Genomic DNA, 22,069 nt, shown 5'->3' with positions numbered 1-22,069 from the left:
AAAACAACGAGAACGACATGCAGCAGGCCACCAACGAGGACAGCTAGGCCGAAACTCCTATCCCGCATGGGAGTATCGGCCGATGTGCAATCCCCGGCGATTAGTCATAGTTGCAGAGGTCAATGGTCAGGCCTCGATGACCGTAATTGCTCAGGAGAACGTCATGACTATTCGCGAGCAAAACTCATCGCTAACGAGCGATCCGACCTCCCTCAACTTAACGTCGATTACAGCCAACGCCCTGAGCGTGACGCCCGGCGCAAACGTTACGCTGGACGAAACGGCCGGGCTGCAGAACCTCACCGCCACGCCAAGCCCCGCGGGAGACGCTGACGACAACGACATTCTGGTGGCCTCCCTGCCCTCGGCCTTCTCTACCCGTTTGACCGCACTAGGTGCAGGTACCGCAACGGGTGCGGCCTTGAGCGGCTATACCGGTGCCGCGGGCAACACGGGCAGCAATGCATTCACCCTCACCGACCCGTCCGGCGTTACCGATATCAGATTCGTCGACAGCGCTGGCGCACCGCTCAATGGCGTGGACAGCGGGCTGGATACTCTCGATGGCACCAGCATCCTTCTCTATACCGATACGAACGACAACAACATCGTTGTGGGCCGAGCCGGGGCCGCAGATGGCGCGATCGTGTTCGCGGCCTATATTGAAGAAACCGGATCGCCAGTCTCGGGCGGCAAGATCTGGACCGTGGAATACCAACCGCTCAAGCATCCAGATGCGACGAACCCCGATGATTCGCTCAATCTGCAGGATAAGGTGTTCGTCGGAGTCAGTCAGGACCTGGGATTCAGCCTGGCCGGTGCGCCCTCCGGTCAGAACCTCTTCCTGATGTTCACGAAAGCGAACCCGACAACTGAAGTTATCAATGGTGTCACACGGATCACCGATCCCTCCATCATCGCCACCGGTAAGGACCCCGCAGACCAGTCAAGTGGCGCCAACATAAACACTGGCGACACGATCAATACCAGCCAGGGCGGTGGCCCGACCACCATCGGCACCAATAACCAGATGATTACGGAACAGGAAGGTATCCGCTTTTCGTTCGTCACGGGTGCCCGGCAGGATGTGACCGTTCCCAACCTTAGCCAGACCGAAGCCGATGTTGAATCCAACATCGACTTTACCGGTGTCTACAATTCGACATCGGCCAATTTTGACATCGTGCAGTTGCAAAGCGGCAAGAGTGCGGTGGTAAAAATCAGCGCATTCAACACCGCAGCTGAACCTGGCGCGAATTTCGTCAACGGCTATGCGAATGACACGCCGGTTGCCATCACCAATGTTCAAGTCATCAACAATAGTACCGGGCTGGTGATCGAAAATTCCGACGGTTCGGTGAATGATCCGACCATCACCATCAGCTTTACGGGTGGGGTTGCAACACTCACCGGCATTAAAGCCGGCTACCAGATTGAATACACCACGACATCGGATCACAACCGCGTACTCATCGAGAACGGCGCGGCCCTCGACGCCAGAGGCGATAACCACGCCGATTTTGATATCGGCGGCTTCTCGCTGCGCCAAGCCTCCACCTCGATCGCCGAAATCGGCTCCAAGATGATCTTCGAAGACGACGGGCCGAGCGTCAGTGCGGCCGGCACGGAACCAACGCTGATCGTGGACGAAACGGTGCTGACCACCGACGCCACCCAGAATTTTGCCGCCAACTTCAGCTCGGCGTTTGGCGCTGATGGCGCGGGCACATTGACCTACGCGCTGGGCGTGGTCGCGGGCGGCTCCGGACTGACCGATACCGCCACCGGTGAGGCCGTCAACCTGTCGCTCAACGGCACCGTCGTGGAAGGCCGCACGGCCACCACCAACCTGCTGGTGTTCACGGTCAGCGTCGCCGCCAACGGTGACGTCACCCTCGACCAGCTGCGGGCCGTGGTGCATCCCGACGCGACCAATCCGGATGATTCAACGAGCCTGACCTCGGACAATCTGGTGACGTTGACCGCTACCATCACCGACAAGGACGGCGACAGTGCCCATGCCACGCTGAACATCGGCCAGAACCTGGTGTTCAAGGACGACGGACCGAGCATCAGCACCACCGGCAGCGAGCCAACGCTGACGGTCGACGAAACGGTGTTGACGACCGACGCCACCCAGAACTTCACCGCCAACTTCACCTCGGCGTTTGGCGCCGACGGTGCGGGAACGCTGACCTATGCACTGGGCGTGGTAGCCGGTGCCTCCGGGCTGACCGATACGGCCACTGGTGAGGCAGTCAACCTGTCGCTCAACGGCACCGTAGTCGAAGGCCGCACGGCCACCACCAACCTGTTGGTATTCACGGTCAGCGTTGCTGCCAATGGTGACGTCACCCTCGACCAGCAACGGGCCGTAGTGCATCCCGACGCGACCAATCCGGATGATTCGACGAGTCTGACCTCGGATAACCTGGTGACCCTGACCGCCACCATCACCGACAAGGACGGCGACAGTGCCCATGCCACGCTGAACATCGGCCAGAACCTGGTGTTCAAGGATGACGGGCCAAGCATCAGCACCACCGGCAGCGAGCCAACGCTGACGGTCGACGAAACGGTGTTGACGACCGACGCCACCCAGAACCTCGCCGCCAACTTCACCTCGGCGTTTGGCGCCGACGGTGCGGGTACGCTGACCTATGCACTGGGCGTGGTAGCCGGTGCCTCCGGGCTGACCGATACGGCCACTGGTGAGGCAGTCAACCTGTCGCTCAACGGCAGCGTAGTGGAAGGCCGAACGGCCACCACCAACCTGTTGGTATTCACGGTCAGCGTTGCTGCCAACGGTGACGTCACCCTCGACCAGCAACGGGCCGTGGTGCATCCCGACCCAACCAATCCGGATGATTCGACCAGTCTGACCTCGGACAATCTGGTGACCCTGACCGCCACCATCACCGACAAGGACGGCGACAGCGCTCATGCCACGCTGAACATCGGCCAGAACCTGGTGTTCAAGGACGATGGACCCAGCATCAGCACCACCGGCACGGAGCCAACCCTGACGGTCGATGAAACGGTACTGACCACCGACGCCACCCAGAGCTTCGCGGCTAACTTCAGCTCGGCATTTGGCGCCGACGGTGCGGGCACGCTGACCTATGCGCTGGGCGTGACTGCCGGCCCGTCGGGACTGACGGATACAGCCACCGGTGAAGCGGTGAACCTGTCACTCAACGGCAGCGTAGTGGAAGGCCGAACGGCCACCACCAACCTGTTGGTGTTTACCGTCAGTGTCGCCGCCAATGGTGACGTCACCCTCGACCAGCAACGGGCCGTGGTGCATCCCGACCCAACCAATCCGGATGATTCGACCAGTCTGACCTCGGACAATCTGGTGACCCTGACCGCCACCATCACCGACAAGGACGGCGACAGCGCTCATGCCACGCTGAACATCGGCCAGAACCTGGTGTTCAAGGATGACGGACCCAGCATCAGCACCACTGGCACGGAGCCAATCCTGACGGTCGATGAAACAGTGCTGGCGACCAACGACACCCAGAGCTTTACCGCCAACTTCAGCTCGGCGTTTGGCGCTGACGGTGCGGGTACGCTGACCTATGCACTGGGCGTGGTCGCGGGCGGTTCCGGGCTGACCGATACCGCTACCGGCCAAGCGGTGAATTTGTCGCTTAACGGTACAGTCGTGGAAGGCCGCACGGCGATTAGCAACGATCTGGTATTCACCGTCAGCGTCGCCGCCAATGGTGACGTTACCCTCGATCAGATCCGCGCCGTGGTACATCCCGACCCAACCAATCCGGATGATTCGAAGACGTTGACCTCGGACAATCTGGTAACCCTGACCGCCACCATCACCGACAAGGACGGCGACAGTGCCCATGCCACCCTCAACATCGGGCAGAACCTGGTGTTCAAGGACGACGGACCGAGCATCAGCACCACCGGCACGGAGCCAGTCCTGACGGTCGACGAAACGGTGCTGGCCACCAACGACACCCAGAGCTTTACCGCCAACTTCAGTTCGGCATTTGGCGCCGATGGGGCCGGCACGCTGACCTATGCACTGGGTGTGGTAGCGGGCGGCTCCGGGCTGACCGATACGGCCACCGGTGAAGCGGTCAACCTGTCGCTCAACGGCAGCGTGGTCGAAGGCCGCACGGCCATCACCAACCTGCTGGTGTTCACCGTCAGTGTGGCCGCCAACGGTGACGTCACTCTCGACCAGCAACGGGCCATAGTGCATCCAGACCCAACCAATCCGGATGATTCGAAGACGCTGACCTCGGACAATCTGGTGACCCTGACCGCCACCATCACCGACAAAGATGGCGACAGTGCCCATGCAACACTGAACATCGGCCAGAACCTGGTGTTCAAGGACGACGGGCCAAGCATCAGCACCACCGGCACGGAGCCAACCCTGACGGTTGACGAAACGGTACTGACCACCGACGCCACCCAGAGCTTTGCGGCCAACTTCACCTCGGCGTATGGCGCCGATGGCGCCGGCACGCTGACCTATGCGCTGGGCGTGGTGGCGGGTGCCTCCGGGCTGACCGACACGGCCACCGGTGAGGCGGTCAACCTGTCGCTCAACGGCAGCGTGGTGGAAGGCCGCACAGCCAATACCCACCTGCTGGTGTTCACCGTCAGCGTGGCCGCCAACGGTGACGTCACCCTCGACCAGCAACGGGCCGTGGTGCATCCCGATCCAACCAATCCGAATGATTCGACGAGTCTGTCCTCGGACAATCTGGTAACCCTGACGGCGACCAAAACCGATGGAGACGGCGACAGCGCCCATGCCACGCTCAACATCGGCCAGAACCTGGTGTTCCAGGACGACGGCCCTACACTTGCCTTCGGCAATCTGATCGGCACCGGTAGCATCCTTCCACAACAGGGATACTGGGATCATTCAACCGGAGCCGACGGACTGGGGGCAACCGGTCTGGATATTTCGTTGGTGAATAACCAATTCACTCTCGTCAGGCCAGACAACACGACCACCACCGGCACCGGCACGCTCACCGAGCAATCGCCTTCGCCGGATGTCAATGGCGCGTTCCACTTCGCAGGGACGTTGACCGGTGATTTCGACAACAACGCCGCCACCGCGAATACCAGCGTTGACTACACGCTGACCGCCTTTGCCAATGGCACTTATGCCCTGGACCTGGTGCAAGGCTTCAGTTCCGAGATCGTGCTCAGCAGTGCCGACGGCTCGCTCACTGCCGGCGGCCCGGATCCGGTGCGCACCTTGCTGATCCCACCGCAGAATCCGCCGACGATTCCTTCGCCATCTGAGGAGATTGTGTTCTTTTCCGCGAAAGCAACGGCGTCGACTGCGGACATCCTGACCGGTATCGGGCTTGGAGCCCCCGACCCCACCGAAGCCCAGCTACAGACCAACCCCCTGCCGTCGTACATCGACCCGAGGGCCATGAACGTCAGCACGTCCGGCATCGGCATCGCCAATAACCTGTTCCAGGGAGACAACCTGGCGGCCATCAGCAATGCCGATGAAAGCTTCGTGATCAACCCGGAAAGCCTGCTGACGAGCATGAAGGTCTTCATCGACAACTCCGTGGGGGGTTACGACACGGCGACCGAGGACCTGTACTACAGGGCCTTCTACGAGGATGGCACGTTCTCGAACCTGATCGAGGTGAACACCGTGACACCGGAGGCCGGTGGACAGGTGTCCTTCCTCATTCAGCAGCAGGGCACGAAGTTGATCGACGCTGTTCAGCTCACGATGGGCCGAGGCGAGATTAAGATCCCGACGATCGAGTTCACTCATGAGACCGAGAGCCTGGCCAGCGATGTCAAGCTGGCGTTCAACGCGACGCTGACAGACAAGGATGGGGACTCGGCGACGAGCACGTTCGACGCCAACCTGTTCGCCAACGACCTGGGCACCACCTTCGACTTCACGCTGGTGGGCACGAGTGGTGAGCGGGATGCCTTCAACATCGATTTGTCACTCACCCAGAACAAGTACCAGATCACCGGCTTCGATGCGAGCGCAGGGCTGCGCGACACGCTGGTGCTCAACGGCGACCAGAACGCCGTTGTCCAGTCGATCGACAACAGCGGCGCCAACAGCGTCGTGACGGTTGCCGAAACGGGCGGACAAGTCACGACCATCACCTTGGTCGGGGTTGATGTTCTGAATACCGACATTGTCCATGGCAGCGCCTGAGGCAGCGCGTGCGTGAAAGGATGCGAGGGTGGTGGAAACCACCCTCGCATTTTTTTGCAGTGCCAATATCAGATCCGCACGGATCGCATTCGTTGTGAGCGCTCTAGCACCACAAGCCTTGAACACTGGCCCCCTGCGGCCAGGCCTGCGACGAGGACGACTAGTCTGAAACTCCCAGCCCGCGTGGGAGTTTCGGCTGATGTGCAATCCCCGGTGCTTCTCCATAGTTGCGACCAATGGTCAACGGTCAGGCCTCGATGACCGCAACTACCCCAGGAACAAGTTATGACTATTGTCGAGCAAAATTCATCGCTGCCGGGCGATCCGACTTCCCTCTACACTTCGACCCTCGACCCATCGCTGACAACGTCGATTACGACCAACGCGCTGAGCGTCGTGGCCTCCGGCGCGAACGTTACGCTGGACGAAACGGCCGGGCTACAGAACCTCACCGCCACGCCAAGCCCCGCGGGAGACGCTGATGACAACGACATTCCGTTGGCGTCCCTGCCCTCGACTTTCTCTACCCGTTTGACCGCACTGGGTGCAGGTACCGCAACGGGTGCGGCCTTGAGTGGCTATACCGGCGCCGTGGGCAATACCGGCAGCAATGCGTTCAGCGTCAGCGCTGACCCCGGAGCAACCATTACCAATATCAGCTTCGTCGACAGCACTGGCGCACTGCTCAATGGCGTGGACAGCGGACTGGATACCCTCAATGGCACCAGCATCCTTCTCTATACCGATACGAGCAACGACAACATCCTGGTGGGCCGAGCCGGGAGCGCAACCGGCGCAATCGTGTTCGCAGCCTATATCGAAGAAACCGGGTCGCCGCTGTCGGGCGGCAAAATCTGGACCGTGGAGTACCAACCGCTCAAGCATCCAGATGCGACGAACCCCGACGATGCGGTCAATCTGCTGAATAAGGTGTTCATCGGAGCCGGTCAGGACGCGGAATTCAGTCTGGCCAATGCGCCGTCGGGCCAGCAGTTGTTCCTGATGTTCACGACCGCGGGCGCGACGGCCGATGCGAACGGCCGGATTCCCGGCGTCTCGATCGTCGTCACCGGCAGGGATCCGCTGGATCAGTCGGCAAGCAGTGCTGCCATCACCAGCGCCGACACGGTCAACAGCAGCCAGGGCGGCGGCAGCACAACCCTGGGCACCAACAACCAGGCGATCACCGAACAGGAAGGCCTGCGCTTCAGCTTCGTCACCGGTGCCAAGGCGGACTTCACGATCCCCAACCTGAGCCCGGGCGAAGCGGGCGTCGAAGCGAACATCGACTTCACCCAGTACTTCGGCGCCCGCTCCGCGACCTTCAAGGTCGTGCAGGAGACCGGCGGCACCACCGCGAAGCTCTTGCTCACCGCCGTCAAGAACGCCGACAACATCAGCGGGTCGCAGAGCGGCGTCAACTTCATCAACAGCTACGCCAACGACAGCACCGAAAAGGTCGCGATCATTAACGGCAGTGTCACCGTGAAGACGTTCGCGGGCGCCACCGTCAGCACCGCCGTCATCACCTACAACGCCGACGGCACGGTGCTGATCACCGGCGTTCCGACCGATTCGCAGATCACCTACAGCACGGCGACCGACCACAACCGCGTGATGATCGAGAACGCCGGGTTGCTGACCGACAAGAGCGGCGACAAGACGCACGCTGACTTCGACATTGGCGGCTTCAAGGTGCTGCAGTCCAGCACCTCAACCGCCGAAATCGGCTCCAAGATGATCTTCGAGGATGATGGGCCGAGCATCAGCACCACCGGCACGGAACCGACCCTGACGGTGGACGAAACGGTACTGGCGACCAACGATACCAAGAGCTTTGCCGCCAACTTCACGTCGGCGTTTGGCGCTGACGGTGCGGGCACGCTGACCTATGCCCTGGGCGTGGTCGCGGGTGGCTCCGGGCTGACCGACACGGCCACCGGTGAGGCAGTCAACCTGTCGCTCAACGGCACCGTGGTCGAAGGCCGCACCGCCACCAGCAACCTGCTGGTGTTCACCGTCAGCGTCGCCGCCAATGGCGACGTCACCCTCGACCAGATCCGCGCCGTGGTGCATCCCGACGCGACCAATCCCGATGATTCGAAGACGCTGACCTCGGACAGCCTGGTGACGCTGACGGCGACCAAGACCGATGGGGATGGCGACAGCGTCCATGCCACGCTAAATATCGGGCAGAACCTGGTGTTCAAGGATGACGCCCCCAGCATCAGCACCACCGGCACCGAGCCAACGCTGACAGTCGACGAAACGGTGCTGGCGACCAACGCCACCCAGAACTTTGCCGCTAACTTCACCTCGGCGTATGGCGCTGATGGAGCCGGCACCCTGACTTATGCGCTGGGCGTGGTGGTGGGAGCCTCAGGGCTGGTGGACACAGCCACGGGCGAGGCGGTGAACCTGTCGCTCAATGGCGGCGTGGTGGAAGGCCACACGGCCACCACCAACCTGCTGGTGTTCACCGTCAGTGTCGCCGCCAACGGTGACGTCACCCTGGACCAGATCCGGGCCGTGGTGCATCCCGATACCACCAATCCCGATGATTCGAAAACGCTGACCGCGGACAATCTGGTGACCCTGACGGCAACCAAAACCGACAAGGACGGCGACAGCGCCCAGGCCACCCTCAACATCGGCCAGAACCTGGTGTTCAAGGACGACGGGCCGAGCATCAGCACCACCGGCACCGAGCCGACACTGACGGTCGATGAGACGGTGCTGGCGACCAACGATACCAAGAGCTTTGCCGCCAACTTCACCTCGGCGTTTGGCGCTGACGGTGCGGGTACGCTGACCTATGCCCTGGGCGTGGTGGCGGGAGGCTCCGGGCTGACCGACACCGCCACCGGCCAAGCGGTGAATTTGTCGGTTAACGGCGGCGTAGTGGAAGGCCGCACGGCGACGAGCAACGATCTGGTATTCACGGTCAGCGTCGCCGCCAACGGTGACGTCACCCTCGACCAACTCCGGGCCGTGGTGCATTCCGACGCAAGCAATCCGGATGATTCGAAAACGCTGACTTCGGACAGCCTGGTGACGCTCACAGCGACCAAGACCGATAAGGACGGCGACAGCGCCCAGGCCACCCTCAACATCGGCCAGAACCTGGTGTTCAAGGACGACGGGCCAAGTATCAGCACCACCGGTACAGAACCGACGCTGACAGTGGACGAAACGGTACTGGCGACCAACGATACCAAGAGCTTTGCCGCCAACTTCACCTCGGCGTTTGGCGCCGACGGTGCCGGCACCCTGACCTATGCGCTGGGCGTGGTCGCGGGCGGCTCCGGGCTGACGGATACGGCCACGGGCCAGGCAGTCAACCTGTCGCTCAACGGCGGCGTGGTGGAAGGCCACACGGCGATTAGCAACGACCTGGTGTTCACGGTCAGTGTCGCCGCTAATGGCGACGTCACCCTCGACCAGATCCGCGCTGTGGTGCATTCCGTCACGACCAATCCCGATGACTCGACGAGCCTGACCTCGGACGATCTGGTGACCCTGACGGCGACCAAGACCGACAAGGACGGCGACATCGCCCAGGCCACCCTCAACATCGGCCAGAACCTGGTGTTCAAGGATGACGGGCCAAGCATCAGCACCACCGGCACCGAGCCAACGCTGACGGTCGACGAAACGGTGCTGGCGACCAACGATACCAAGAGCTTTGCCGCCAACTTCACCTCATCGTTTGGCGCCGATGGCGCCGGCACGCTGACCTATGCCCTGGGCGTGGTCGCGGGAGGCTCAGGGCTGACCGATACGGCCACCGGTGAAGCGGTGAACCTGTCGCTCAACGGCGCAGTGGTCGAAGGTCGCACGGCCACCAGCAACCTGCTGGTGTTCACGGTCAGCGTCGCCGCCAATGGCGACGTCACCCTCGACCAGATCCGCGCCGTGGTGCATCCCGACGCGACCAATCCGGATGATTCGAAGACCCTGACTGCGGACACTTTGGTCACGCTGACAGCAACCAAGACCGATGGTGATGGCGACAGCGCCCAGGCAACGCTCAACATCGGCCAGAACCTGGTATTCAAGGATGACGCCCCCAGCATCAGCACCACCGGCACCGAGCCAATCCTGACGGTCGACGAAACGGTACTGGCGACCAACGATACCAAGAGCTTCGCGGCTAACTTCACCTCGGCGTTTGGCGCTGACGGTGCCGGTACCCTGACCTATGCGCTGGGCGTGGTCGCGGGCGGTTCCGGGCTGGTGGACACGGCCACGGGCCAGGCGGTCAACTTGTCGCTCAACGGTGGCGTGGTCGAAGGCCACACGGCGATTAGCAACGATCTGGTATTCACGGTCAGCGTGGCCGCCAACGGCGACGTCACCCTCGACCAACTCCGGGCCGTGGTGCATCCCGTCACGACCAATCCCGATGATTCGAAGACCCTGACCGCGGACAACCTGGTAACCCTGACGGCGACCAAGACCGATAAGGACGGCGACAGCGCCCAGGCGAGCCTGAACATCGGACAAAACCTGGTGTTCAAGGACGACGGACCGAGCATCAGCACCACCGGCACGGAGCCGACACTGACGGTCGACGAGACGGTGCTGGCGACCAACGATACCAAGAGCTTCGCGGCTAACTTCACCTCCGCGTTTGGCGCCGATGGCGCCGGCACGCTGACCTATGCGCTGGGCGTGGTGGTGGGGGCCTCCGGGCTGACCGACACGGCCAGCGGCCAGGCGGTGAACCTGTCGCTCAACGGCGGCGTGGTCGAAGGCCGCACGGCCACCAGCAACTTGCTGGTGTTCACGGCCAGCGTCGCCGCCAATGGCGACGTCACCCTCGACCAGCTCCGTGCCGTGGTGCATCCCAACGCCAGCAATCCCGATGATTCGACGACGCTGTCGGCGGACAACCTGGTGACGCTGATAGCGACCAAGACCGATGGGGACGGCGACAGCGCCCAGGCGACCCTGAACATAGGGCAGAACCTGGTGTTCAAGGACGACGGCCCTACACTTGCCTTCGGCAACCTGATCGGGACCGGTAGTATCCTTCCACAAACAGGGTACTGGGATCACTCGAACGGAGCCGACGGGCTGGGTGCAACCGGGCTGGATATTTCGTTGGTGAATAACCAATTCACCCTCGTCCGGCCAGACAACACGACCACCACCGGCACCGGCACGCTCACCGAGCAGTCACCCTCACCGGATGCCAACGGCGCCTACCATTTCGCAGGCACGTTGACCGGCGATTTCGACAACAACGCCTCCACGGCAAATACCAGCGTCGACTACACGCTGACCGCCTACACCAATGGCAGCTACACACTGGACCTGGTGCAAGGCTTCAGTTCGACGATCGTGCTCAGCAGTGCCGACGGCTCGCTCAGTGCCGGCGGCCCGGATCCGGTGCGCACCTTGCTGATCCCGGCGCAGAATCCGCCGACGATTCCTTCGCCATCCGAGGAGATTGTGTTCTTTTCCGCCAAGGCAACGGCGTCGCCTTCGGACATCCTTCCCGGTATCGGGGTCGGTAAACCCGACCCCACCGAAGCCCAGCTACAGACCACCCCGCTGCCGTCGTACATCGACCCGGCGGCCATGAACGTCAGCACGTCCGGCATCGGCGTCGGCAATAACCTTCTCCAGGGAGACAGCCTGGCGGCCATCAGCTCCGCCGATGAAAGTTTCGTGATCAATCCGGAAAGCCTGCTGACGGGGATGAAGATTTTCATCGACAACTCCGTGGGGGGGTACAACACGGCGACCGAGGACCTGTACTACCGGATCTACTACGAGAATGGCACGTTTTCGGCCCTCACCGAGGTGAACACTCTGACGCCAGAAGCCGGCGGACAAGTGTCCTTCCTCGTTCAAAAGGAAGGCTCGCTGCTGATTGACGCGGTTCAGCTCACGATGGGCCGAGGCGATGTCAAGATCCCGGTGATCCAGTTCATTCAGCAGACCGAGAACATGGCCAGTGATATCAAGCTGGCGTTCAACGCGACGCTGACGGACAAGGATGGGGACTCGGCGACGAGTGGTTTCAACGCCAACCTGTTCGCCAACGACTTGGGCACCACCTTCGACTTCACGCTGGCTGGCACGGCCGGTGTGCGGGATGCCTTCAACGTCGACTTGTCATTCACCCAGAACAAGTACCAGGTCACCGGCTTCGATGCGAGCGCAGGGCTGCGCGACACGCTGGTGCTCAACGGCGACCAAAGCTCCGTTGTCCAGTCGATCGACAACAGCGGCGCTAACAGCGTCGTGACGATTGCCGAAACGGGCGGACAAATCACGACCATCACCTTGGTCGGGGTCGATCTCCTGAATACCGACATTGTCCATGGCAGCGCCTGAGGAAGCGCACGCGTAAAAGAATGCGAGGGTGGTGAGAAACCACCCTCGCATGCCTTACAGGTCTGATATGAGGCTCACGAACGGCGACACAGTGACGGCTGGGCGCCCCGAAGAAATTCAGCGCAGTTGCACCCAAGTGGACTCGGGCGGTTCTTCGTTGTTGGTGAGCCCGTGCTTCTGTGCGTATATCAGCAAGTCGATCCGGTTAACGAGATTAAGCTTTTGATAAATGTTACTGAGGTGATTGTGCACGGTGTGCTCGCTGATACCCAGGCGCCCGGCGATGCACATGTATTTGGCAGACGGATCCCCCACGATGGCGCGAATCAGTTCCTTTTCACGCAGCGTCAGCCGCGCCTGTTTCGCCTGCTCCGAATTGCATTTCAAAGGTATATGCCCGGTCGCGGCATAGTCGGAAAGCCCACCGACCCAGGCTCTATCCAGCCCGATGTCGCGATGGTGGACCTGGATGATGGCTCGGATGATCGATTCCGTCGGGTCTTCCGCCAGCACGACGCCGCGTGCGCCCGCCTCTATCGCCTGGGCAACAGGGACGGTTTCGTACAGGCTCTTGAGCACCAGGACTTTCATTTCGGCGCTGCGGGCGAGCCCCGCGACGACCGCCAATGGGTTCAGCGCATCCGGAAAGAAACTGAAAAAAATGACATCGGGACGCAACTGATCGGCAAGATCCAGCGCTTTGGTATAGGTGGTGGCCTGCCCGCTCACTTCCATCTGAGGCTTGCGGGCATTGATCAAGTCTTGAAGGCCCATAAGAACAAGAGGACGACAGTCGATCAGCATCACGCTTATTGGTTTTATTTGGGTCGTCATTACCGTCCTGACTCCCTTGAAAAATGAACGATGGCCTCCACCCGTTGGCCTTCCTGGATCAGCAGCTCATTCACCTGTCCTTCACGATTGACGGACAGATACGAGCGCCGACAGGCCTTGACAGTGCCCGCCCGGGTATTAACCCTGGGGGACACTTCCACCCGTTGCACCGGCAGGGATTGCGGACGTTCCCAGAAGCCGGGCAAAAGCCATCGAAACAACAAAAATAGGAATAATCATCAATAGTTTGCGCTTGATGAAGTGCTCCTGCGAACCGCTCAACTGAGTCTAGGCCAGCTCGGCGCGCTGCCAGCCCAGCCATCCGCCAGTCGTCGACTCAGCCTCATGCGGATAGCCCGGCTGATGTTCCCAACGGTGCCATCTCCCCTAGAAAATCAAGGTCTTAGGCTCGCCACCGGCGACCTGCGGCTGAAGTCTGCCCCGATCAAAATCGTCAATTAACCGACGAGTGGCGTGCAGAAAAGCACGACAATAAAACCAGCGTCAATTTATCGGCGAAACCCACCTCGCCGAGCCACCCAAAAGCCGGCCCCAGGCCGTGGGCAGGCACTGAAAAACCAGCCTGGCGTGGAGGGTCTACAACGGCGGTATTGCTGGCAAGTTCAGGGGGATGTGAGTTTTTGGCTGGAGCTGCGGGGGCTCAGCCAGGCATTGACGTTTTCGACACTCTCGACAGGCGGCTTGCCCGCCCAGCGATTGAGCGTGAAGACATTGGTGACGAAGTCGTATTGGGTCTTGAGCAGATCACGACGAGCCCGGAATTCGTTGCGTACACTGGTCAGTACATCGACGGCATTGACCATTCCGTAACTGAGTCCTTTCTCTGCCGCCACTCTGGACAGCTGTGCCGAGGCCAGGGCATGCCGGCTCGCACTGATCTTTTCTGCGCTCGAGTTGGCCGTCAGGTAAGCGGTGGTGATCTCCTTGACCACCTGCCGCTGGACTGCTTCCAGTTGCTGCTCCGCCACAATCTGATCCTGGTAGAGCCCCCGCACCCGCGCCGAGGTTGAACCACCGCTGTATATCGGCACTTGCACGCCAATACCGGCGACATAACTGTCGGTACGCGGCGCCAGGGAGTTGTTGTAGCCCTCGTTGGTCTGTTGCGCGCTCAGAGACAGGCTCACGGTCGGATAGTGTCCGCCCTTGCCGCCGCGCAACGCAGCGCCTGCGGCCTCGACACCACTTTCGTTGGCCTTGAGCGCCGGGTTTTGCGCTATACCCTCGCGAACCCACGTTTCAAGACTCTGCGTCGACACCTGTAGTTGCACGTCATCGCGAATCCGGTTGAGCTTCTCCTTGACTGGCCGGCCGACGATCTCCGCCAATGCCTCGCGAGTGATACTGGCCTGGTTCTGGGCATCCAGTTCCTGCGCCGCCAGCAAATCGACCCGGGCCTTGAGGTCGAGCTGATCGGTAATCATTGCCAGCTGCTTTTCGTACAACGCATTGACCCTGTCCAGGCTCTTTTGCGTGGTTTGACGCTCCGCCTTTACCAACTCCAGTTCATCCTCGGCCGCCAATGCGGCGAAGTAACGCTGGGCGAGATCCACTGTAGCCTCGGCCTGGGCCTCCTGCGCTTCTGATTCGGTTTGCTTGGCCAGGCTTTTGAATCTTTGGTAGTTCTCCCACGCGGCCTTGTTGTAGAGGTACTGACGCAGCACCAGGCTGTAGATTTCGCTGTCGTAACTGCGCTGCACCAGGTCGCTCTCCTGATGAATCCGGTTCTGCCCGGCGTTGAGCGATACCTGTGGTAACAGCGAGCCCAGGGCCTCGCGCTGATGTTCCTCGCCCGCCTTCGCTCGCGCATACGAGGCCAACACTCGCGGGTCTTCCAGCCGGGCCTCGCGGTACAACTGCATGAGATCAGTGGAGTAAGTCGAGGCACTGACCCCGGTCGGCTTTGCTTCAGTGGTTTGCGCCAGAACGGCACCCGCGGCAAACATGAACGCCCCGCCCAGCAGAACTGTCGACGCTCGCATGATCACTCCTCGATCAACGCTTGAGAGATGACATTGCGGGCCGGCTGCAGAAGGTATTGCAACAGCGTGCGTTGCCCCGTGATGATCAACACGTCCGCAGGCATCCCTGGCAGTAATTTGCGATCACCCAAGGCGCGCACGCCGGCTTCGGTGACCCGGACCCGCGCCAGGTAATAGGGAGTCCCGGTCTTTTCGTTGACCAGCCGGTCCGCCGAGACACTGATGACCTCGCCCTGGATCACCGGCGTGGTCGCACTGTTGAACGCGCCGAAACGGATATCGGCACGCTTGCCGATGGCGATGCGATCGATATCGACCGGCGCCACCTGGGCCTCTATGACCAGTTCAGAAACCGAGGGAACGATGTCCAGCAAAGGCGTCGCCGAGCGCACGACGCCGCCAATCGTGTGCACCGTCATGCCGATCACCATGCCCGATTCGGGTGCGCGGATGATGATATGGCTGAGCCGGTCTTCCAGGGCGGAAGCCTTCTCTTGCAGGTCGTAGATTTTGGTCTGGACATCGGCCAATTGTTTGGCGACATCGGCATTGAAGTCTTTATCGACTTGTAGAATCTGCAGCTGTGTTTCATTGATCTGCAGGCGCGTCCTGGTGATGGTCGAACGATGGTCGGCCAATTCGGACTTGACCATTTCAAGCTTGCGCTGCTGCTCAAGCAGGCGTTGTTTGTCGACGAACCCTTGTGACAACATGTCTGTCAATTCAACGATTTCACCGCTGTAGGATTTATTCAGTTGGCTCTTGACCCCGATCATCGCCTCCAGCCCCTTGATCTGTTGATTCAACTGACCAATGCGCTCTTGCAGCACCGATATCTGGCCCAACCGTGACCCCCGTCGTGCGTTGAATACCTGGGTCTCGCCCTGGCGCGCCTCGGCACCTCGCAGACTGTCGGCATCGGTCATGACGTCAAAGCCAATGACTGGCAGATTGTCCCGCTCAGCCTTGAGTCTTGCCTCCATGGCTCTGGCGGCAATGAGCTGGCTTCGGGTCATCTCGTATTCGGATCGCAGCTGGGCATCATCGAGAATAATCAGCGGGTCATCCTGCTTGACGATGTCACCGTCATGGGCCAACACCTCTTTGACGATGCCACCTTCGAGGTGTTGTACCGTTTTCCGATAAGCCTGCACGGTGACCACACCAGGCGCGTAAGCCGCGCCATCGATCGGTGCGACCGCCGCCCAGGTGCCGAACACCCCGAAGGTCATCAATAAAATGCCAAAACCCAGGCGACGGATCTTTCGATCAGAGACCGCCAGGTCGGCGAAGTTATCTGTTTGACGACTGAGCATCGTACTGTTCATCGGCATCACCCTTGCGAGTAGCCACCGAAGCCACGCTTGCGCCTGCTTGCGTGGCGTGCTTTTGTGCCCGCTGCGCGAGTTCGGCCAGCACTTGTTCGCGTGGTCCATAGAGACTGATGGCGCCATCACTCATCACCATCAGCCGGTCAAGTTGGGACACAATGTTGGTTCGGTGGGTAATCACAAAAACGGTTGCACCTGTCAGCTTGAGCTGCTGGATAGCCACCGCCAGGGCACGATCACCGACTTCGTCGAGATTGGAATTGGGCTCGTCGAGGATAATCAGCCGCGGGTTGCCATACAGGGCACGGGCCAGGCCGATGCGTTGGCGCTGCCCTCCCGACAGCATGACGCCATCGCTGCCAATGACGGTGTCATAGCCATCGGGCAACAGCAGAATCATTTCGTGAACCCCGGCGGACTTGGCCGCCAGAACGACTTTCTCGGAGTCGACCTCGGCGAAGCGGGCAATGTTCTCGCTGACGCTGCCTTCGAATAATTCAATGTCCTGGGGCAAGTAACCTATGTACGGCCCGAGTTCATGTTTGTCCCACGCGCTGATGTCCGCGCCATCGAGCCGGACCACCCCATGCTGCGGCGCCCATACCCCCATCAGTGCCCTGGCCAGGGTGGACTTGCCCGCGGCACTTGGACCGATGATTCCGACAATGCAGCCGGCAGGTACGCTGAAACTTATGTTTTTGATGATCGGGGTTTTCGAGCCAGGTGCCGCGACGATCAGATTCTCCACCTGCACATGCCCCTGAGGCGCAGGCAATGACATACGCTCGGGCTGAGCCTGTTGTTTGTCGAGGATGTCGTTGAGACGGCGGTACTGCGAACGGGCCGCAATAAAGCCCTTCCAGCTGCCGATAATCAGATCGATGGGGGCCAAGGCGCGCCCTAGCAGCACGGACCCGGCAAACACCATGCCTGGCCCCACCTGGTGATCCACGGTCAGGTACGCCCCCAGCCCCAGGATCAGCGATTGCACCAGGATCCGGAAGGACCTGGAAAGCGTGCTGATGATGCCACCTCTGTCGCTCGCCCCGGACTGCAGCAACAGGACATTTCTCTGGCGACGCCCCCAACGGTCCATCAGGGTTTCAAGCATGCCCATGGACTCGATGACTTCAGCGTTGCGCAGATTTTTCGTGGTGTGGAGCGTCGCGCTGATATGTTCCTTGTTGGCCTGGGCAAGTGCCGGCCCCGTCAACCTCTCATTGAGAAACGCGAGAAATAACAACAACAACGCACTGCCCACCGCTACCCAGCCATACCAGGGATGGAACATGAACATCACAGCGACATAGATAGGTAACCAGGGCGCATCGAAAAAGGCGAACAATCCATTACCGGAGAGAAACTGTCTCAAGCCCGTCAAGTCGTTGAGCGACTGGGCCGAGGCATCCATGCCGCCACTTTCCAGCGCCCGTTTGAAACTGGCCTTATAGACCTGGCGACCCAGCAACACATCCAGCCGGGTACTGACCCGAACCATGATGCGTGAACGCACCCATTCCAGAGAACCGAGCGTTACCACCAACCCGGTCATGATCAGCGTCAGCATCGCCAGGGTCGTCAGACTTCCGCTGGTGACCACTCGTCCATACACCTGAAGCATATAGAAGGTAGGAACGAGCATCAGCGCGTTGATGAAAAAGCTGAAAAAACCAACAGAAACAAAGCTGTCTCTACAGGCTTTCAACGCTATTTTCAGACTGTTTTCAGGTGTGTTTCGCATGGAAACCCCTGCTCGGAAAGTCATACCTTGAGGAGCTTAGATCATGCCGAACGACTGTGTGTAGCAATCGACAGACCGTCAAAGGCACACGAGTTTTATCCCTGCAATTGCCCCGGTTCAGCTCTTTCCCCAACAAGGCCCCGCACTTGTCCTATCCTTCCATCCACCCCATTACTCTGGACATCAAAATGCCCGCCCCCGAATCCACCCTCCTCCAGAGCTGGCACCACAACGCCAAGCCCTGGATCGAGGCTATCCGCACCGGCACCATCGAAAGCCGCCTCAAGGTCACCGACCAGGCAATCCTGCTGGCGATACTGGGCCGCCAAACCGAGCGCGTGCTCGACCTGGGCTGCGGCGAGGGCTGGCTGTTGCGTGCGCTGGCTGAGCGGGCCATCGAGGCGGTCGGTGTGGATGGCGATGCGACACTGGTCGAAGCAGCACGGGCGGCGGGCTCTTCGCGGGTGCATTTGGCGAGCTATGACGAGTTGGTAGAGGCCAAGGTGGACATCGGCAGTGACTACGACCTGATCTGCGCCAACTTCGCCCTGCTGCACCAGGACATCATCCCCTTGCTCGCCGCCATGAACGCCCTGCTCGCCCCCGGCGGCGCGCTGGTGATCCAGACGCTGCATCCGTGGACTGCGGCGGCGGGCAACTATCAGGACGGTTGGCGGGAAGAGACCTTCGCCGGGTTCAAGGGGCAGTGGCAACCCATGCCGTGGTACTCGCGCACCTTGTCCAGTTGGCTCAACGCCCTGGACATGGCCGGTTTTCGGCTGGCCGCCCTGCAGGAGCCGCAGCACCCGCAAAGTCCGGTGCCGCAGTCGTTGTTGTTGGTGGCTGAGCGATAACGCTTTTACGCATGTCAACCTGGTCTGAGATCGGTGCTGTAATTCTGCCCGGACTCTCCTCGTTCATGGGCAGCCAGAGAAAATAGTGGCGAACAGTTAGCACATGCCAAGCATGCCCTCAGCCTTCGACAGCGGACACGAGCGGTAACCAGACGCAGACTTCGAATCCATCCTGTCGACCTGTTGCCGGCGACACCAGCATCATTCGCGCGTTGACCCCCTGCACAATGGTTTTGGCAATCGCCAACCCCAACCCTGACCCGCTGGCTTCACTGTGACCGCGCACAAAACGCTCGGTCAGGTGCTGCAACACGGGCTCCGGCACCACCGGGCCACCGTTGACCACCCGTAGCAACGCCTGGTCGGTCAGACTGACTTCGATCGGTTGATCCATCGCACCGTACTTCAGCGCATTCTCGATCAGGTTGCGCAACAGAATACCGAAAGCGTCTGGATCAATGACCGAGTACACGCAGGCCTGGGTTGGCAGCTGCAGCTCGATGTGGCGAGCGCTGCTATGGTTCCACTCATCAACCACATGGACCAGCAACGGAACGAGATCCTGGGGCGTTTCGGACAGCAGCCCACCGCCTTCGGCCTTGGCCAGTTGCATGAGCTTTTCCGAGAGCCGCGCCAACTCGCGCAACGAGTTTTCGATCTTTGCCGCGCGCACTCGCAACGGGCCTTCGGGCGCTTCGTGACGCAGCCGCTGGACCTGCGCCAGGGTAGCGGCCAGTGGCGTGCGCAGTTCATGAGCGCTATTGGCGGTAAAACTACGCTCGGCCTCCAGGGCCTTGCGCAAACGCTCCAGCAGATGGTTGACCGCGTCAGCCAGCGGATCGATTTCGGCCGGCAGGCGCGACGTTTTGATCGGCGACAGATCACCCACCCCACGGGCCTCCACCGCTCGACGATAGGCCAATACGCTGCGCAGGCTGATGCGCACGAATAACCAGGTGCCCAACAGGCTGATGGGAATCAGCGCCAATAGCGGCATCAGCAAGGCAAACAAGGCTTCCCGCGCAGCCTCACGGCGATGGCCAAGGGGCTCGGCGATTTCAATGAACAGCGTTTCCCGCAACGCACTGGCGCCATACAGACGGTATTTTTCAGTGGTGGAGAAACCTTCGGTCGGTTGTTTGTTGAAGATATTCGGGTTGGCGTCGTGGGATTGCATCAGGATCTTGCCCCTCGCATCGCGCACCAGATAGGTCAGGTATTCCTTGTGCATTGTGAGGGGGGCCACGTGGTGTGTCTCATCGGGCTTTTCCCGATTGCTGATTTCCAGTACGACCAGGGGCAGCATGCGTTGCGCCGTCTCTTCCAGCGCGCTGTCGAATGCCTCATTCAACTCATGTTGCACCACCAGCCAGGCGCCGACGGTCGCCCCCAGCCAAAGCAAGGTCATGCCCAGGGTCAAGCCCACGCCGAGACGTTTTTGCAGGCTGGACGACTTCATGCGGACGTCAACCGGTAGCCCATGCCGCGCACGGTTTCAATCAGGTCGCGCCCGAGTTTCTTACGCAACCGGCTGATATAGACCTCGATTGTGTTGCTCTCGATTTCGGCACCGAAAGCGTACAACCGTTCTTCGAGCTGCGCCTTGGACAGCAGTGCGCTGGGGCGCTGGACAAATGCCTCGAACAGCGCCCACTCCCGCGCCGTGAGGTCCACAGTCGCACCGGCCCGCTGCACCGTACGGGCACTCATATCGATCTGCAATTCGCCGAGTTTGATCTGCGGGTTGGGGTTGCCACTATAACGGCGAGCCACAGCAGCCACACGGGCCGAAAGTTCAAACAGGTCGAACGGTTTGACCAGATAATCATCGGCCCCGGCATTGAGGCCGGCGATACGATCGGATATCTGATCCTGGGCAGTCAGGATGATCACCGGCGTTGCATCCCCTGCGGAACGCTGCTGACGCAAAAAATCCAGCCCGCGACCGTCCGGCAACATCAGGTCAAGCAGGATCAGGTCGTAAGGGGTAGTGCGCACACTGTTGCGCGCATGCTCCAGGCGCTGCACCCAATCGACGGCGTGGCCGTCATCGGCGATCTGTTCGCGCACCGCCTCCCCCAACCCCGGTGCGTCCTCGACCAATAAAACCCGCATCTGGCACCTCCTTGATGGTTATCGTGCAGCACCTTAATCGTCTTACCTGACGTAAATCTGAAGACTCAGGTGAGTTCCTCTGTCGATGATTTTTACTGCGCTTCAGGTTGCTGTCAGCAAGCAAGTCCAGGATCTGGACCCAACGATCAAAAGGACACTCCCATGAAAAAAATTATCGCTGCATCCTGCCTCGCCGGCGCCGTTGCCCTGCCAGGACTGGTCCAGGCCCGTGAAGTGACCTTGACCACTCAGCTCAAGGACTACAGCGGCAATGATGCGTATCTGGCGATCTACGTCACCGACGCCACTGGCCAATACCAGAAAACCCTCTGGGTGGCCGGCAAGAAGGCCAAGTATTACAGACATCTGGCCGACTGGGCCCGTGGAAGCGGGATGAACCCGAGCGAGTTTGACGGAGTCAGCGGCGCCAGCGTCGGCAGTGGGCGCACCCTCAAAGTCAGTGTCGAACTGGCAGACACCCTGATCGATGCCGGCTATCAAATCCGCATCGACAGCGCCGTCGAGGACAAACGTGATGCCCGCGCCGATGTCAGCGTGCCCCTGACGTCCAAGGGCGCAGGCAAGCCGGCGACCGGCAGCACCTACGTCGAGTCCTTTACTTACGATCTGTAGCACTGGCCATTCTGGAG

The 22,069-nt window shown here is 60.7% G+C and carries 10 protein-coding genes; 4 read left to right on the top strand and 6 right to left on the bottom strand.

Annotation, left to right across the window (positions count from 1 at the left end):
* The first annotated feature begins 163 nt into the window (after window positions 1-163).
* Window positions 164-6,193, top strand: coding sequence for a DUF5801 repeats-in-toxin domain-containing protein (locus LOY28_RS12660; RefSeq protein ID WP_408981039.1), 6,030 nt, complete (start codon window positions 164-166; stop codon window positions 6,191-6,193).
* A 285-nt stretch (window positions 6,194-6,478) separates the two neighbouring features.
* A complete protein-coding gene (locus LOY28_RS12655) occupies window positions 6,479-12,541 on the top strand; it encodes a DUF5801 repeats-in-toxin domain-containing protein (RefSeq protein WP_138867393.1) in 6,063 nt (2,020 codons plus the stop codon).
* Between the two features lie 117 nt (window positions 12,542-12,658).
* On the opposite strand, the gene LOY28_RS12650 is transcribed toward LOY28_RS12655, so the two are convergent.
* The 4 genes from LOY28_RS12650 to LOY28_RS12630 all read right to left on the bottom strand — a co-directional run bounded on the left by LOY28_RS12650 (window position 12,659) and on the right by LOY28_RS12630 (window position 18,450).
* A complete protein-coding gene (locus LOY28_RS12650) occupies window positions 12,659-13,375 on the bottom strand; it encodes a LuxR C-terminal-related transcriptional regulator (protein WP_026286568.1) in 717 nt (238 codons plus the stop codon).
* 623 nt (window positions 13,376-13,998) lie between these two features.
* Window positions 13,999-15,378 (bottom strand): TolC family outer membrane protein, encoded by a 1,380-nt coding sequence (locus tag LOY28_RS12640; protein ID WP_018927964.1) that lies wholly within the window; start codon window positions 15,376-15,378, stop codon window positions 13,999-14,001.
* Between the two features lie 2 nt (window positions 15,379-15,380).
* The gene (locus LOY28_RS12635; protein ID WP_018927963.1) at window positions 15,381-16,694 is read right to left on the bottom strand and encodes an HlyD family type I secretion periplasmic adaptor subunit; all 1,314 of its coding nucleotides are present in this window, start codon (window positions 16,692-16,694) and stop codon (window positions 15,381-15,383) included.
* Window positions 16,672-18,450, bottom strand: a complete 1,779-nt coding sequence (locus LOY28_RS12630) for a type I secretion system permease/ATPase (protein WP_258613960.1) — start codon at window positions 18,448-18,450, stop codon at window positions 16,672-16,674. The genes LOY28_RS12635 and LOY28_RS12630 overlap by 23 nt, the downstream gene beginning before the upstream one ends.
* 188 nt (window positions 18,451-18,638) lie before the next feature.
* Between LOY28_RS12630 and LOY28_RS12625 the strand changes: the two genes are divergently transcribed.
* Window positions 18,639-19,304 carry a bifunctional 2-polyprenyl-6-hydroxyphenol methylase/3-demethylubiquinol 3-O-methyltransferase UbiG gene (locus LOY28_RS12625; RefSeq protein WP_258613959.1) on the top strand — a complete coding sequence of 222 codons (666 nt, stop codon included), beginning with the start codon at window positions 18,639-18,641 and terminating at the stop codon, window positions 19,302-19,304.
* A gap of 118 nt (window positions 19,305-19,422) precedes the next feature.
* Here the strand turns inward: LOY28_RS12625 and LOY28_RS12620 are convergent, their stop codons facing one another.
* Window positions 19,423-20,763 (bottom strand): ATP-binding protein, encoded by a 1,341-nt coding sequence (locus tag LOY28_RS12620; protein ID WP_111454959.1) that lies wholly within the window; start codon window positions 20,761-20,763, stop codon window positions 19,423-19,425.
* A complete protein-coding gene (locus tag LOY28_RS12615; RefSeq protein WP_111454957.1) occupies window positions 20,760-21,419 on the bottom strand; it encodes a response regulator transcription factor in 660 nt (219 codons plus the stop codon). Before LOY28_RS12615 ends, LOY28_RS12620 begins: the two co-directional genes overlap by 4 nt.
* Window positions 21,420-21,581: 162 nt before the next feature.
* On the opposite strand from LOY28_RS12615, the gene LOY28_RS12610 reads away from it, so the two are divergent.
* Window positions 21,582-22,052, top strand: a complete 471-nt coding sequence (locus tag LOY28_RS12610) for a DUF2271 domain-containing protein (RefSeq protein ID WP_018927958.1) — start codon at window positions 21,582-21,584, stop codon at window positions 22,050-22,052.
* Window positions 22,053-22,069 lie beyond the last annotated feature (17 nt).

This window comes from Pseudomonas sp. B21-017, assembly GCF_024749245.1.
GTDB lineage: Bacteria > Pseudomonadota > Gammaproteobacteria > Pseudomonadales > Pseudomonadaceae > Aquipseudomonas.
Note: the sequence above shows the minus strand (reverse complement) of the source record. Positions and strands in the feature narration are given on the sequence as shown.